Origin of the sequence: Streptomyces sp. NPDC005533, from assembly GCF_042871845.1 — a bacterium.
In the GTDB taxonomy this organism is placed as follows: Bacteria; Actinomycetota; Actinomycetes; order Streptomycetales; family Streptomycetaceae; genus Streptomyces.
Window position 1 is genome coordinate 94,963 of sequence record NZ_JBIAJH010000014.1, and the last position, 14,969, is coordinate 109,931.

The 14,969-nt window shown below is 73.7% G+C and carries 11 protein-coding genes; 5 read left to right on the forward strand and 6 right to left on the reverse strand.

Annotated elements, in window-relative coordinates:
• The first annotated feature begins 136 nt into the window (after positions 1-136).
• A complete protein-coding gene (locus tag ACFYP3_RS16765) occupies positions 137-1,573 on the forward strand; it encodes a DUF2079 domain-containing protein (protein WP_388832406.1) in 1,437 nt (478 codons plus the stop codon).
• Positions 1,574-1,659: 86 nt separating this feature from the next.
• On the opposite strand, the gene ACFYP3_RS16770 is transcribed toward ACFYP3_RS16765, so the two are convergent.
• Positions 1,660-4,245 carry an ABC transporter permease gene (locus ACFYP3_RS16770; protein ID WP_388832409.1) on the reverse strand — a complete coding sequence of 862 codons (2,586 nt, stop codon included), beginning with the start codon at positions 4,243-4,245 and terminating at the stop codon, positions 1,660-1,662.
• A complete protein-coding gene (locus ACFYP3_RS16775) occupies positions 4,242-5,018 on the reverse strand; it encodes an ABC transporter ATP-binding protein (RefSeq protein WP_388832412.1) in 777 nt (258 codons plus the stop codon). Before ACFYP3_RS16775 ends, ACFYP3_RS16770 begins: the two co-directional genes overlap by 4 nt.
• A 589-nt stretch (positions 5,019-5,607) precedes the next feature.
• Between ACFYP3_RS16775 and ACFYP3_RS16780 the strand changes: the two genes are divergently transcribed.
• Positions 5,608-7,065, forward strand: coding sequence for an MFS transporter (locus ACFYP3_RS16780; protein ID WP_388832642.1), 1,458 nt, complete (start codon positions 5,608-5,610; stop codon positions 7,063-7,065).
• A gap of 90 nt (positions 7,066-7,155) precedes the next feature.
• Complete coding sequence (locus tag ACFYP3_RS16785) at positions 7,156-8,070, forward strand: hypothetical protein (protein ID WP_388832415.1); 915 nt, start codon at positions 7,156-7,158, stop codon at positions 8,068-8,070.
• Here the strand turns inward: ACFYP3_RS16785 and ACFYP3_RS16790 are convergent.
• A complete protein-coding gene (locus ACFYP3_RS16790; RefSeq protein WP_388832645.1) occupies positions 8,067-8,975 on the reverse strand; it encodes a LysR family transcriptional regulator in 909 nt (302 codons plus the stop codon). The genes ACFYP3_RS16785 and ACFYP3_RS16790 overlap by 4 nt on opposite strands.
• Before the next feature lie 72 nt (positions 8,976-9,047).
• Between ACFYP3_RS16790 and ACFYP3_RS16795 the strand changes: the two genes are divergently transcribed.
• Entirely contained in the window at positions 9,048-9,437 is a 390-nt protein-coding gene (locus tag ACFYP3_RS16795; protein WP_388832418.1) for a RidA family protein, read from the forward strand.
• A 384-nt stretch (positions 9,438-9,821) separates the two neighbouring features.
• Here the strand turns inward: ACFYP3_RS16795 and ACFYP3_RS16800 are convergent, their stop codons facing one another.
• Positions 9,822-10,385, reverse strand: coding sequence for a CGNR zinc finger domain-containing protein (locus ACFYP3_RS16800; RefSeq protein WP_388832420.1), 564 nt, complete (start codon positions 10,383-10,385; stop codon positions 9,822-9,824).
• 81 nt (positions 10,386-10,466) lie between these two features.
• Between ACFYP3_RS16800 and ACFYP3_RS16805 the strand changes: the two genes are divergently transcribed.
• Positions 10,467-11,378, forward strand: a complete 912-nt coding sequence (locus tag ACFYP3_RS16805; protein ID WP_388832422.1) for an alpha/beta fold hydrolase — start codon at positions 10,467-10,469, stop codon at positions 11,376-11,378.
• Positions 11,379-11,430: 52 nt separating this feature from the next.
• On the opposite strand, the gene ACFYP3_RS16810 is transcribed toward ACFYP3_RS16805, so the two are convergent.
• The gene (locus ACFYP3_RS16810) at positions 11,431-12,303 is read right to left on the reverse strand and encodes a cellulose-binding protein (RefSeq protein ID WP_388832425.1); all 873 of its coding nucleotides are present in this window, start codon (positions 12,301-12,303) and stop codon (positions 11,431-11,433) included.
• A gap of 134 nt (positions 12,304-12,437) precedes the next feature.
• The gene (locus ACFYP3_RS16815; protein ID WP_388832428.1) at positions 12,438-14,963 is read right to left on the reverse strand and encodes an SUKH-4 family immunity protein; all 2,526 of its coding nucleotides are present in this window, start codon (positions 14,961-14,963) and stop codon (positions 12,438-12,440) included.
• Positions 14,964-14,969: the final 6 nt, after the last annotated feature.

Below are 14,969 nucleotides of genomic sequence, written 5' to 3' on the forward strand. Positions count from 1 at the left end.
GCCCGTGCGGGTGACGGCCCGGGCGCCCGCGCGGGCCCGGACCGAGGGGCCCACGGACGCAACCGGGGGTGCGTTCGAGCCCCTCTACGATGTCGAGGTACTGACGTCAGAGCTCGCCGAGGGGGGCACGAAGGCCGTGACGAGCGATGCCATAGTCCGGCCGGACACCGCGGCGGATCCGGCGCGGCCGGCCGCGGCTCCGGCGAAACCGGTGCGGCCGAAACCCGTCGGGAGCCGGTGGGCCGGGCCGTACGCGGTCGCCGCCGGCCTGTTCCTCGTCTACCTCGTCCTGTCCGTCGGGCGGTTCCGGCGGATGGACTGGGCCTCCTGGGACCTGGGCATCTTCGAGCAGGCGATCCGTGCGTACGCGCACCTTCAGGAGCCCGTCGCGGACCTGAAGGGGCCGGGCGCCAACATCCTCGGCGACCACTTCAGCCCGATCATCGCGCTCGCCGCCCCCGTCTACCGGCTCTTCCCCGGCCCGATCACCCTGCTCGTCGTGCAGGCCGCGCTGTTCGCGCTCTCCGCCGTACCCGTCACCAGGGCGGCCGGACGGCTCCTGGGCCGGGCCCGCGGCGTCGCGGTCGGCATCGCGTACGGGCTCTCCTGGGGCGTCCAGCGGGCGGTGGAGTTCGATTTCCACGAGATCGCCTTCGCCATGCCGCTGCTGGCCTTCTCCCTGGAGGCGGTGCTCGCCCGGCGCTGGCGGGCCGCGCTGCTGTGGGCCCTTCCGCTGGTCCTCGTCAAGGAGGACCTCGGCTTCACGCTCGCCGCCCTGGCCGTGGTGGTCGCCTGGCGGGCCCGGACCACCGACCGCAGCACCGCGTGGACCGCGCTCGGCGTCGCCGCCCTCGGCGCCGTCTTCGCCGCCCTGGTGTTCACCGTCGTCATACCGGCCTTCGCCACCGAGGGCTACGGCTACTGGCACAAGATCGACGGCGGCGGGCCCTTCGCCGGCGCCGGTACCAAGCTCGCCACCCTGGGGTGGGTGCTGATCCCCACCTCCGGGCTGCTCGCCCTGCGCTCACCGCTGCTGCTGGTCGCCGCGCCCACCCTCGGCTGGCGGTTCCTGTCCGGGGACGACCACTACTGGTCCACCGACTGGCACTACAGCGCCGTGCTCATGCCCGTCGTCTCCCTCGCCCTCGTCGACGCGATCGACATGTTCCGGCGCAGCGGGCGGCCCCGGCTGCGCGCCTACTCCCTCCAGCTGCCCACCGCCGTCCTCGCCGCCGGCCTCGCCCTGGCCGCGACGGCCATGCCGACCGCCAAGCTCATGGAGGCGCGTACGTACGAGAAGCCCGAGCGGGTCTCGGCCGTCGAGCGGCTCCTCGCCCGGATCCCCGACGGGGCCACCGTGGAGGCCGACACCACCCCGCTGACCCGGCTGACCGCCCGCTGCCGCGTCCTGTGGATCGGCGGCAGCAAGGGCGTGGTCCCCGACTGGATCACCCTCGACAACTCCTCCCGGTGGGCCGGCGACCCGGTCGTCTACGCCGGCCAGCTGCACCCCGGCGAGCGGTACACCCAGGTGGGCGAGGCCGCCGGGATCGTCCTGCTGCGGCGCGGCTGACGCGCCGCCGGCCGGCGGAGCACAAGGCGCCGGCCCGGAACCCAAGGTCCCGGGCCGGCGCCCTCCCCCGTACGACCGCGCGGCGGTTACTCGCTCGCGATCGCGTTCAGGACGTTCATCCGACCTGCCCGGAAGGCCGGGACCAGTGCGGCGAACAGGCCCACGAAGGCCGAGGCGACGAGCACCCCGATGATCGTCGGCCACGGGATCTCCAGGACCTTCAGGCCCTGGAGCGCCAGCAGCTTCTGGGCGCTGGCGCCCCAGCCCATGCCCAGCCCGAGGCCGAGCAGGGCGCCGAAGAGGGCGATGACCACCGACTCCAGGCGGATCATGCGGCGCAGCTGGCGGCGGGAGAGGCCGATGGCGCGCATCAGGCCGATCTCGCGGGTCCGCTCGACCACCGACAGGGCCAGGGTGTTCACGACACCCAGGACCGCGATGACGATGGCGAGGCCGAGGAGGCCGTAGACCAGGTTGAGCAGCTGGCCGACTTGGTCCTTCAGTGCCTGCTTGTAGTCGGCCTGGTTGCGCACCGAGTACTGCGGGTACTCCGCCATGGCCGTCTTGACCGCCTTGTACGCGGCGGTGTCGGACTGCCCGTCCTTCGCGCTGGCCAGCAGCATGAAGGGCAGCGGCAGCCGGTCGGCCGGGACGTTGGCCCGGGCGGTCTCGGTGCTGACGTACTTCATGGTCTTGTCGATGTTGCCGTCGTCGCTGGTGATCGCGGCGACCTTCAGCTTGACGGTGTTGCCGCCGGTGAAGGCGACCGTGAGCTCGTCACCGAGCTTGATGCCGTGCCGGGTGGCGTACTCCGAGCCCACCGACATGGAGCCCTTGCCGTACGCCGCCGCGTGCTCCCCGGCGACCATCTTGCGCCGGATGTCCTTGGCGTACGTCGGGTCGGTGGCGCCGAGCCCCTCCTCTTCGGAGGCGCCGTCGGGGGCGGTGATCGTGGCCGGCACCTCCCGGTAGGCGGTGACGTGGTCCAGGCCGCCGGTGGCGCGCAGCGCCTGCTCGGCCTGGGGCAGCACGGGCTGCCCGGTCTCGGAGTTGATGATGTAGTCCGCGCCGACGGACTTGTCGAGCTCGTCGGTGGCGGAGGCCACCATCGAGGAGCCGACCACCGACAGGCAGGCGACCAGCGCCAGGCCGATCATCAGCGCGGCGGCGGTGGCGCCGGTGCGGCGCGGGTTGCGCAGGGCGTTGCGCTCGGCGAGCCGGCCCACCGAGCCGAAGGGCCGCAGCACCAGACCGGCGAGCACCCGCACCACGCCCGCGGCGAGCAGCGGGCCGATCACGATGAAGCCGATGAGGCTGAAGAAGACACCCAGAGCCAGCCACAGCGATCCGGTGCCGGCCTTCTCGGCGGCCGCGGCGAGGAAGAGCCCGGCGCCGCCGATGCCGGTGAGGACCACGCCGATGACGGCGCGACGGACGCCGGCCTTCTTGTCCCCGGGGGTGCCGGACTCGCGCAGGGCCGCCATCGGGGAGACCTTGCCGGCGCGGCGGGCCGGGATGTAGGCGGAGACGATGGTGACGACGATGCCGAGGAAGATGCCGACGACCGGGGTGTACCAGGCGACGGTCAGATCGTCGGTGGACAGGTGCATGCCCATCTGGCCCATGAGCTTCATCAGGCCGACGGCCAGGCCGACGCCCGCGCCGACGCCGAGGACCGAGCCGACGACACCGAGGAGGAAGGCCTCCACGACGACGGACTTGAGGACCTGTCCGCTGTCGGCGCCGATGGCGCGCATCAGGCCGATCTCGCGGGTGCGCTGGGCGACCAGCATCGAGAAGGTGTTGAAGATCAGGAAGATGCCGACGAGGAAGGCGATGAGGGCGAAGCCGAACATCACGTACTTCATGACGTCGAGGAAGGAGCCGACGTCCTTGCGGTTGGCGTCCGCGGCTTCCTTGGCGGTCTGCAGCTTGTACGTGTCCGCGCCGACGGCGGTGGCGATGTCCTGCTTGAGCTGCTCGTCGCTCACGCCGTCCTTGGCCATGACGTTGACGTGCGTGAAGGAGCCGGCGGAGCCGAGCAGCGCCTGCTGCGCGGTGGCCGTGTCGAAGTAGACGACGGCCGCACCCGGGTTGGTCACGGTGAAGGTGGCGATACCGCTGATCCTCGCGCGGATGTCGCCGGTGATCGCGATGGTCCGCAGCTCGTCACCGAGCCCGAGGCCGTGCTTCTTCGCGGTGTCGGCGTCGACCATCACCTCGGTGGGGCCGCGCGGCGCCTGGCCCGAGGTGATCTTCATGGACTTGAGCTCGTTGTCGCTCCAGTTGCCGGCGATGGTCGGGGCGCCGGTGGTCGAGCCCATGTTCTCGTTCTTGGCGTTGACCACGGTGACGGACATCGAGACGACGCCGCCCTCGGCGCTCTTGACGCCCTCGGCCTTCCTGACCTGCTCGACGACGGAGCCCGCGAGCATCTCGGGCTTGCCGCGGTCGGGGGTCTCCTCGCCGTCCTTGGCCGCCTTCGGGCTGACGGTCACGTCGGAGTTGGTGACGGCGAACAGCTTGTCGAAGGTGGTGTTCATGGTGTCGGTGAACACCAGGGTGCCGCAGACGAAGGCGACGGAGAGCAGGATCGCGACGGCGGAGAGCGCCATCCGCCCCTTGTGCGCGACGAAGTTGCGCCGCGAGGTCTTCAGGACGGTGTTGCTCATGACGTCCGCCCGCGCGCGTCGAAGTCCTTCATGCGGTCCAGGACCTGGTCGGCGGTGGGCCCGTACATCTCGTCGACGATCCGGCCGTCGGCCAGGAAGATGACGCGGTCCGCGTAGGAGGCGGCCACCGGGTCGTGGGTGACCATGACGATGGTCTGGCCCAGCTCGTCCACCGAACGGCGCAGGAAGCCGAGTACCTCGGCGCCGGCGCGGGAGTCCAGGTTTCCGGTCGGCTCGTCGCCGAAGATGATCTGCGGGCGGGCGGCGAGGGCGCGGGCGACCGCGACGCGCTGCTGCTGGCCACCGGAGAGCTCGGTGGGGCGGTGCTTGAGCCGGCCGGCGAGGCCGACGGTCTCCACGACCCGGTTCAGCCACTCCGCGTCGGGCTTGCGGCCCGCGATGTCCATGGGGAGCGTGATGTTCTCCAGGGCGTTGAGCGTGGGCAGCAGGTTGAAAGCCTGGAAGATGAAGCCGATCCGGTCCCGGCGCAGCTGCGTGAGCTTCTTGTCCTTCAGCCCCGTGATCTCGGTGTCGTCCAGGTGGATCCGGCCGCTGGTCACCGTGTCGAGACCGGCGAGGCAGTGCATCAGCGTGGACTTGCCGGAGCCGGAGGGGCCCATGATCGCGGTGAACTGGCCGCGCATGACGTCCACGTCCACGTCGTCGAGGGCGACGACGCGCGTCTCCCCCGAGCCGTACGCCTTGACGAGCTTCCGCGCCCGGGCCGCGACGGCTTCATGCCCTCCAGTACCCCCGTGCCTGGTTTCGGTCATAGCCGTTGTCACGGTCTTTCTCCCTTTTCGCCTGTGTGCGTCTGCCGGCCGCGTGCGTCCGTGTGCGTGCGTCCGTGTGCGGGTGTCGTCGTCATGAAGTCTGCGGCGGGTGGGGGTCCCGGCACGCTGGTGCCCATCGCCGTATCCACCCGGGGGTTATCCCCACCCCCCACCTCCCGGTCCGTGTGTTCCAGTCAAGAAGACGAGGGGGGCCCGCACCTCCTCCGCCGGGAGGAACCGCCCCTGGCCCGTTGTGTGGAGGGACCCCTAGGGGATGTCCACCCTTCGAACGAGAGGGCCTGGGGGATACCGCGGGGCGCGGGGGCGGTGAGAAGGTGTTCCCCGCAGTTACGTGCAGGGGGAAGGAATCTCGGTGGCCGCAGCGGAGAGCACGGGCGGAGGCCAGGACGGCATACCCGCGGGGCCTTCGGACCACGCGCCGGGGACGGCGGGGGCGGCCGTTTCGGCCACGGGCTCCCAGGCCCGGGCCGGGGTGCCGGGCGGCGGGGACGCGGCCGGGGCCGCGGCCGGCGCCGGCGGTACCGGGAAGGCCGGCGGCGGACCACCGACCCCCGTGGTCGCCTCGCTGATGCTCGGCATGGCCCTCGTCGCCCTCGACAGCACCATCGTCGCCACCGCCGTCCCGCAGATCGTCGGTGACCTCGGCGGGTTCTCCGTCTTCTCCTGGCTCTTCTCCGGCTATCTGCTGGCCGTCACCGTCACCCTGCCCGTCTACGGGAAGCTGTCCGACACCTTCGGCCGCAAGCCCGTCCTCCTCTTCGGCATCGGCCTCTTCCTCGTCGGCTCGCTGCTGTGCGCCCTCGCCTGGAACATGGCCGCCCTCATCGCCTTCCGGATCGTGCAGGGCCTGGGCGGCGGCGCCCTCCAGGGCACGGTCCAGACCCTGGCCGCCGACCTGTACCCGCTCAGGGAACGCCCGAGGATCCAGGCCCGGATGTCCAGCGTCTGGGCCACCTCGGCCGTGGCCGGCCCGGCGCTCGGCGGGCTCCTCGCCTCGTACGCGCACTGGCGCTGGATCTTCCTGCTCAACCTGCCGCTGGCCGCCCTCGCCCTGTGGATGGTCACCCGTCACCTGGTGGAGCCCGTACGGTCCCCGGGGCGCCGGGGTCCCGTCGACTGGGCGGGTGCCCTGGCCGTCTTCGCCTGTGGCGGGCTGCTGCTCTTCGCGCTCGTCCAGGGCGGGGTCGCCTGGCCGTGGCTGTCCGCGCCCTCGCTGGGGCTGCTCGGCGCGAGCGCGGTGCTGGCCGCGGTGGTGGTCGCGGTGGAACGCCGGGCCGAGGAGCCGATCCTGCCGGGCTGGGTCTGGCGGCGGCGCACCATCGCCGCGGTCAACCTGGCCCTGGCCGCGCTCGGCCTGCTGATGGTCGCCCCGATGGTGTTCATGCCGACGTACGCCCAGTCCGTGCTCGGCCTCGGGCCCGTCAGCGCCGGGCTGGTGATGTCGGTGATGACCCTGAGCTGGCCCATCAGCGCCGCCCTCAGCCAGCACGTCTACCGGCGCATCGGCTTCCGGAACACCGCGGCCGTCGGGATCGGCCTCGCCGCGGTGATCCTGTTCTCCTTCACCCTGCTGCCGCACCCCGCCCGGCCCTGGCAGCCCGCGCTGATCATGCTGCTGCTGGGCGGGGCCCTCGGCCTCTTCCAGCTGCCGCTGATCGTCGGGGTCCAGTCCACGGTGGGCTGGGCCGAGCGCGGGACCACCACCGCCTCGGTGCTCTTCTGCCGGCAGGTCGGCCAGAGCGTGGGCGCCGCCCTGCTCGCCGCCGTGGCCAACGCCACCATCGCCGCCCGCCTGGCCGGCGCGCCCGTACCGGGACTCCCCGACCACCTCGACGACGTCGCGAAGGCACTGGAGCGGCCGGGGCTGCTCCCTGAGGCCGCCGCCGACTACCTGCGCGAGGCCGTCGCCGCCGCCGTGGAGCACATCTTCCTCGGCGCGAGCCTGGCCGCCGTGGCCGCGCTGCTGGTCCTGCTGTTCGTGGCGCCGCGCAGGTTCCCGGTCCTGCCGGAACTGCGCGAGGAGTAGCGGGGCAACGGCCGGGCGGCGAGCCGGACTTGTCATGGTCGGGCCAGTGGGAGACCCTCGTACGCAGCACCGTCATCCGGGGGGAACGACATGGCATCCGCACTGTGCGCACTGCTGTTACTGGCCGCGCTGGCCGGTCCGATCGGCCTGCGGCTGCGCGGGAACCCGGCGTTCGTCACCGGCCGCGACGGCCGGCTCTCCACCTCCACGGCGCTCGCCCTGGCCTGGACGGTGATCCTCGTCTGGCTGCTGCTCGCGATCCTCGCGTACGGGCTCACCGCGGGCGGCGGCGTCGCCTACTTCCGGCCCGCCGACGGCCCCTTGTCCCAGCTGACCACGGTGTACCTGCCGCTGCTCGGCGGCCCGTACGTGGCGCTGATCGCGGCGAAGACGGTCGTCGGGCTGCGCGTGGAGAACGGCACGCTGGCCAAGCCGGCCGCGAAGCCGACGCCGTCGGGGCGGCGGCCGCTGCGGGAGCTGATCGCCAACGACAGCGGGCGCACGGACCTGGTCGACCTCCAGTACGTCGCGCTCAGCGCGGTCACCATGCTGTACGTGGTGCTGTTCTTCCTCGCGGACGTGGGCGCCGGGCTGCCCCGGCTGCCCGCCGAGATGTGGGCCCTGACGGGCGCCCCGGCCGGCGCCTACCTGGTGAACAAGCTGGCCGTCCGCGCCAACCCGGTGATCACCGACGTCTCCGTGGCCGACGGCCTGCTCACCGTCGAGGGCGGTGGCTTCGCCCCCGGCCCCGCCGGCACCCCGGCCCGGGTGAGCGTGGACGGCGCCGCCGCCCCGGCCGTCCTCGACCCCGCGACAGGCGCCCTGAGCGCCCCGCTCCCGCAGGGCGCGACCGCCCCGTTCGCGGTGACGGTCACGGCCCGGGGCCTGCGCAGCGACCCCTACCTGTACGAGCCCCCGGCCGCACCGGCCACACCGGCCACACCGGCCCTGCCCACGCAGGCGGACCGAGCCGCCCGGCAACAACAGCAGCAGCCGGCCGGCTAGGCCCTGTCCGGCGGATCTTGATTGAGAGCTGCCAAGAGGCGTAGGACCAGGGGGTTTGCATCGTTCTTGCGCCACGCGACGGCCACTCGTGTGCGCGCGGTGCCCGGCTCGATCCCGCGGAAGGCGACGCCCTTGAGGCGGATGCGGCGGATGCTCTCCGGGGCCAGCGATACGCCCAGGCCGGTTTCCACCAGGGCGCAGACGGTCTGCCATTCCACGGCGTGCTGGGTCACTTGGGGGGTGAAGCCCGCAGTGGTGCACAGGTTGGTGATCTGGTCGTACAGCGACGGGCCGACGGCGCGGGGCAGGAGGACGAAGGGGCATTCTGCCAACTGCTCGACTCTGATGGTCCGTTGTGCTGTGAGTGGGTGCGAGGAGGGCAGGACGGCCACGAACGGTTCGGTCAACACGGTCTTGAATCCGAGGTCCGCGTCATGGGCGGGCGGTTCACGCAACAGGCCGATGTCGATCGTCCTCTCGCGCAGAGCGGCCAGTTGCGGTGTGGTGGCCATCTCCTGGATGTCCAGGTCCACGGCGGGAAACCGTTCCCGGAAGGTGCGCAGCAGGCCGGGGAGGACAGTGAGGGCGAGAGAGGCGGCGAAGCCGATCCGCAGGCGGCCAGCGCTGCCGCTGCCGACTTCTCTGGCTGCGGTCAGGCCCTCTGCCAGGCCGGTGAGGGCATGCCGGGCAGCGGGCAGGAGTTCCCGGCCCGCCGGAGTGAGACCGATATTCCCGGGTTCGCGGCTGAAGAGCGCGTACCCGACCTTGTCTTCCAGGCGGCGGATCTGCTGGCTCAGCGGCGGCTGGGCGATGCCCAAGCGGGTGGCGGCGCGGCCGAAGTGGAGTTCTTCGGCGAGCACGACGAAGGCGTGCAGCTGCGGCAGGGGAAGTTCAGGGCGCTCCATACGCATAGAGATATCATTCCATGCTCGAAAGTGCATTAGACGTATCAGTGCTGGTCACTTAGCGTTCGGCGCATGACAGAGCGACGTTCCATCCTCAGCGGCTCGACGTTCGAGGAGCAGATCGGCTACGCCCGCGCCGTGGTCGACGGTGACTGGGTTCATGTGTCCGGGACGACCGGGTTCGACTACACCGCCATGACGATCTCGGACAGCGTGGTGGAGCAGGCCGAGCAGTGCCTGCGCAACATCGAGGCCGCCTTGACCGAAGCGGAGTGCACCTTCGCTGACGTGGTGCGGGTGCGCTATCTGCTGCCCGACCGGGCCGACTTCGAGCCCTGCTGGCCGGTGCTGCGTCGCGCCTTCGGAGAGGTCCGGCCGGCCGCCACCATGCTCATGTGCGGCCTCGCCGATCCCCGCATGAAGATCGAGATCGAGGTGTATGCCCGACAGATCACCGTGTGACCGCGTAATTCGGTCTGGGCGAACGGGGGCACCGTGCCGGACCGTCCGAAGCGAAGCGCAGGACACGACAGCGTCCAGTGGAGGGGGCGGGTTCCGCAGCCCCTCCAAGGTTCCGCGTCGTCGGCCCGCTGACCGGTGACGTACTCCTCGCCTGGGGCGACCATTACTACAACGGCTCCAAGGCGGGGGAGAAATCTAGTTGCTACTGGCACCTGCCCACCACCTGGTAGCGGCCCCGGACGTCTGCTGACCCCAGCCGCAAGGTAGCGCAGGCGCGGCCCGGAACCCGCGTCGCGCGCCGGGGCGTCCACTGCACCCGGGACGGCGGACGGCCTCGATCGGGGTGAGCCGGCGCTGCGGGATGCGGGCGGCCCCTGCGGCCCGTCACTCGTCCGGCTGCCCCTTGTGGCGGGCGTAGTAGCGGGCGACCCGGGCGCGGTTGCCGCACGCCGAGGCCACGCACCAGCGGCGGCGGGGGTGGGCCGGCAGGAAGAGCAGCACGCAGTCGTGCGCCTCGCATGCACGGACCTGCCCCACCCGGGGATCCGTCAGGAGTTCCGCGACCGCCTCGGCCAGTTCGGCGGCGAGCCGCGGGGTCGGATCCGCCGAGCGGTGCGCGGGGGCGGTGGTGCCGCCCTCCGGCGTCCAGGCCAGCACCCGGTGGGACGGCGCCGCGGCCAGCGCCCCGTTCAGCGCGGCCAGCGCCCCGGCCGGGGGCCGCTCGCCGCGCCGGGCCGCGTCGAGCGCCGGGCGCGCGGCCTCCCGTACGGCCCGTACGGCGGCCACCTGGGCCGCGCCCACCGCGCCCACCGGGGTCAGCCGGGCGGCCTGCACGTCCAGCCAGGCCGCGAGGCCCTCCGGGTCGGCGACGAGGTCGCCTTCCGCGGTACGGGTGTTGAGGAGGTCCAGCGCGAGGGGCTCACCGGTGAGCGGGAAGGTCACTGTCACCCAACTAATGCTACTGCAACCACTTGACCCATTAGTGATCACCGGCAAGACTAATGGGACCGAGGCCGCAGGAGGCATGTGATGACCGCTCGTCGCACCATCCCCACCGTCCAGCACCGCACCGTCGACGTGGACGGAGTCCGCGTCGCCTACCGCGAGAGCGGCCCCGCCGACGGCCCCGTGCTGCTGCTCCTGCACGGCTTCCCCACCGCCTCGCACCAGTTCGCCCGCCTGATGGACGCCCTCGGCGACACCCCCTACCGCCTGATCGCCCCCGACTACCCCGGCTCCGGCCGGACCGAGGCCCCGGCCGGGTTCACGTACACCTTCGACCGGCTCGCCGACGTCGTGGAGGGCTTCACCGACGCCCTCGGCCTCGACCGCTACGCCCTGTACGTCTTCGACTTCGGCGCCCCCGTCGGACTGCGGCTCGCCACGCGCCGCCCGGAGCGGGTGACCGGGCTGATCGTCCAGAACGGCAACGCCTACGAGGAGGGCCTCTCCGACGCGGCCCGCGCGTTCGCCGGTCTCCGGCGCGAGGTCCCGGGCGACGAGGAGCGGATCCGCGGCCTCTTCACCCTGGAGGGCACCCGCTTCCAGTACGAGACCGGCGTCGCCGACACCGGCCTGATCTCCCCCGACGGCCCGACCCTCGACGTGCACCACCTCGGCCTGCCGGGACGCGCCGACGCCCAGGCCGACCTCGCCTTCGACTACGCCTCCAACTTCGCGCACTACCCCGCCTGGCAGGCGTGGCTGCGGAGCGCGGGGGTGCCGGTGCTGGTCGTCTGGGGCGCGGGCGACCCCTTCTTCACCCCGGCGGGCGCCAAGGCCTACCTCCGGGACGCCCCGGACGCCGCCGTCCACGTCTTCGAGGGCGCGGGCCACTTCGCCCTCGAAACCCACCTCCCGCAGATCGCCCCGCTGATCGAGGACTTCCTCACCGGCCTGACCGCTGCCGGCCCCGCCCCCTCCGGCTCCGCCGCCGTCTGAGGCGCTCCGGCCCCGCCGTCGCGCGGGGCGGCGCCGCGCGGGCGACCCCGCGTCAGCCCTCCGCGGGGGCCCGGCCCGTCAGGGCCGCGAGGCTGGCGCGGACGTGGTTCATGTGGGCCCGCATCTCCTCCTGCGCCTCCGCGTGCTCCCGCAGGACGCGCTCGGTCTCCCGCCCGACCCGCTCCTCCCGCACCCGCGCCGCCGCCACCAGCTCCGCGGCCCGCGCCTCCGCGTCCTCCTGGCCGTGCCGCGCCGACTCCTCCGCCTCCGCGAACCCCCGCCGGGCCTCCGCCAGGCGGGCCTGCGCGTGCTGCTCCAGCTCGGCGTGGCGCGCCTCCAGCTCCGCCTCCCGCGTCGCCAGGGCCCGCCCCGCCGTCTCCCAGCGCTCCGTCTGCTCCTGCTCGCGCTCCGCCCGCTCCGCGTCCGCCCGCCGCCGCGTCTCCGCCAGCGCGGCCGCCGCCTCCGCCCGCCAGGCCGCCGCGTCCTCCCGGGCCTGCGCCCGGAGGTCGTCGGCCTCGCGTTGCGCCCGCAGCAGCCCCTGGCGGACCCGGACCTCCGTCTGCTCGCGCACCGCCTCCGCGTCGCCCCGCGCCAGCTCCGCCGCCCGGTCGGCGCGCGCCTCGGCCGCCCCGAGCGTCGCGGACGCGTCCGCCCGCGCGTCCATCCGTACGGCGTCGGCCTCCTCCTGCGCCAGCAGCAGGATCCGCCGGGCCCGCTCGCCCAGTTCGTCGTACGTCTGCGGGGCGAGCCCGGCCACCACCTCCCGCAGCCGCGCCGCCTCCGCCTCCATCTGCTTGGCCAGGACCGTCAGCCGTGCCACCCGCTCCCAGGCGTCGTCGCGGCTCCCGGAGAGCCGGGCGAGATACCGGTCGACCTCTTCCATGCGGTAGCCGCGACCGCGCACGGTCGCCATGGGTGCACTCATCCTGGATGCGCCTCTCTCGCGGGGATTCCCGTCAAGGATGCGCCATTTGATCCCAGAAGCCCGAATGGCCGGGCCGAGACCCCCTCGGAGGGTCCCGACCCGGCCATTCCACCGGTCACCCGATCAGGGCGACCTCAGAGCAGTCCGTCCCACATCTGCTCCAGCAGCACCGACCACCAGCTTTCCGGCGACGCGAGCGCCGCGCTGTCGAGCCCGGCCAGATTCGCCTGGAAATCGACGGTCCACCGGCCCGCCTGCTCCGGCGTCAGATGCTGGCGCAGCCGCCACATGTGACCCAGCATCGCCAGCGAACGCACGAACTGCGGCAGGCTCGAGTTCACGAACTGCGGCGGCACCGGAGCACCGCCGGGACCGCCCTCCACCGGTACCGCCACGATGTGCGCGGTCCCGTACTGCACGCAGAGCGCCTTGCCGAAGTCGCTGCCGACCACGAGGTACGAGCCCGCGTCCGAGGCCGGATGCACCTGCCGCTGCGCGGCCATCTCGGCGAGCGTCGGCACCGGCTGACCCGGCACCGCCTGCGCCCAGAAGAACGGCCCGAAGTCGACCGGCAGACCCGACCACATCAGCGTCTGCGCCACGATCTCCGGCACACCCTGACGGGACACCGCCCGCTGGTCGAAGCGGAACACGCCCTGCGGACCGAACGCCCCCGTCAGCTCCTGCGCGATCGCCTCCAGCGGGATCGCCGGCTGCAGCGGGACCTGCGGCAGGGGCGCCCGTACCGGCGCGGGGCGCGCCGGACCGTCCGCCACCTGGTGCAGCTCGCCCTGATGGGTGAGCAGGTGCCGCATGCCGGCCTGCCGGCCCGCGTGGTCCTTCCCGTACGGGGCCACGCTGGTGATCCGCACCTGCGGCCAGGTCTCCCGGATCATCCGCGCGCAGTAACCGCCGGGCAGCTCACAGGACTCCAGCTCGGTGTGCAGTTCCAGCACCTGCTGCGGCGGCACGTTCATGGCGCGCAGCTCGTGCAGGATCTGCCACTCCGGGTGCGGGGTGCCGGGCGCCGAACGGCGGATGAGCTGCTGCTCGGAGCCGTCGGGCGCGCGGTAGCGCAGCACGGCCTGGTAGCCGGGGCCGACCGTGGGCGCACCGGTCGGGACCTGGACCGGGGGCTGCGCCGCGGGTCCGCCCGGCGGCGGGCCGGGCGGGCCGGGCGGCTGCGGTACGCCGGGACCGGCCAGCATCGTCGCGGCGTGGTCGAGCCCGCCACCGGGTGCGCCGGGAGCCCCCGGCGGACCGGGCGGCTGCGGTACGCCGGGACCCGCGAGCATCGTCGCGGCGTGATGCGCCCCGCCCCCGGGCACACCGGGCGCGCCCGGGGCACCGGGCGGGCCGGGCGGCGCGGGCGGCTGACCGGTCACGGCCGGACCGGCCAGCATCGTCGCGGCATGGTCCAGCCCGCGGCCGAGCGACCCGGGAGCCCCGGGCGGACCGGGCGGGCCGGGAGGCTGGGGCGCGCCGGCGCGCGGGGCACCGGGCGGGCCGGGCGGCGCGGGCGGCTGACCGGTCACGGCGGGACCGGCCAGCATCGTCGCGGCATGGTCCAGCCCGCGGCCGAGCGACCCGGGAGCCCCGGGCGGACCGGGAGGCGCGGGCGGCTGACCCGCACCCGGGGCACCGGGGGCACCGGGCGGGCCGGGGGGCTGCGGTACGCCGGGACCCGCGAGCATCGTCGCCGCGTGATGGGCGCCGGGCGCACCGGGCGGACCCGGCGGCGTCGACTGCTGCCCCGCGCCCGCACCCGGCGCACCGGGGGCTCCGGGGGCTCCGGGGGCGGCGGGAGGCGTCGACTGCCGGCCCGCGGACCCACCCGGCCGGGAGACCTGGGCCTTGCTCGTCGGCGCGTCGGCGATGTCGGCGGAAGGCGAGCCCAGCGCGGGCACCACGGCGGTCCGCGGCAGCTGGCTGCCGCCCGGCATCAGCGTGGTCTTGGCCTCCGGGGCCACACCGGAGGACGGCCGGTCCTCCAGGTCCGACCCGGACAGCGGCGGCGCGAACACGGTCGCGGGCAGCGGCACGGACGCGTCGTCCGTGCCGGAGTTCACATCGGTACCCGCCCACGGCGTGGCACCGGTCGGCACCACGGCCGCGGCCGGGGCCGGTTCGGCCGCCGGCACGCCGTCGTTGGCGGTCGGCTCGTAGGGGATCTCGCCCCCGCGCCGCAGCGGCACCGCTTCCACCGGCGCCGGAGCCGGGGCCGCAGCCGCGGCGGCCGGCTCATCGGCAACGGAAGCCGGAGCCGGCGCGGGCGCCGGCGGAATGCCCGCCCGGTCCGCGGCCTCCTGCAGCCACTCCGGCGGACTCAGCATGAACGAGGTCTGCTCCGAGTCGATCCGCGGCGGCGGAACCGAAGCCTCCGAAGCGGCCGAGGCGGCGACCGCCCCGTACTCCTCCTCGTACCGGCGGATCACCTCACCCACCGGCAGCCCCGGCCACAGCGTCACCTCCCCGCTGTCCCGCGCGATGACCAGCCGCTGCCGGCCACCCCCGGACACCGGACCCGCCGCACGGTCCTCCGCCCACACCACGAACCCGAGCCCGAACTCCCGTACGCGCACCTCGCGGTGCTGGTAGGCGGGCACGTCCCCGTTGATCCACTCCTCGGCGCGCTCCTGCGCCTGCGCAAACGTCACCATCGCGCC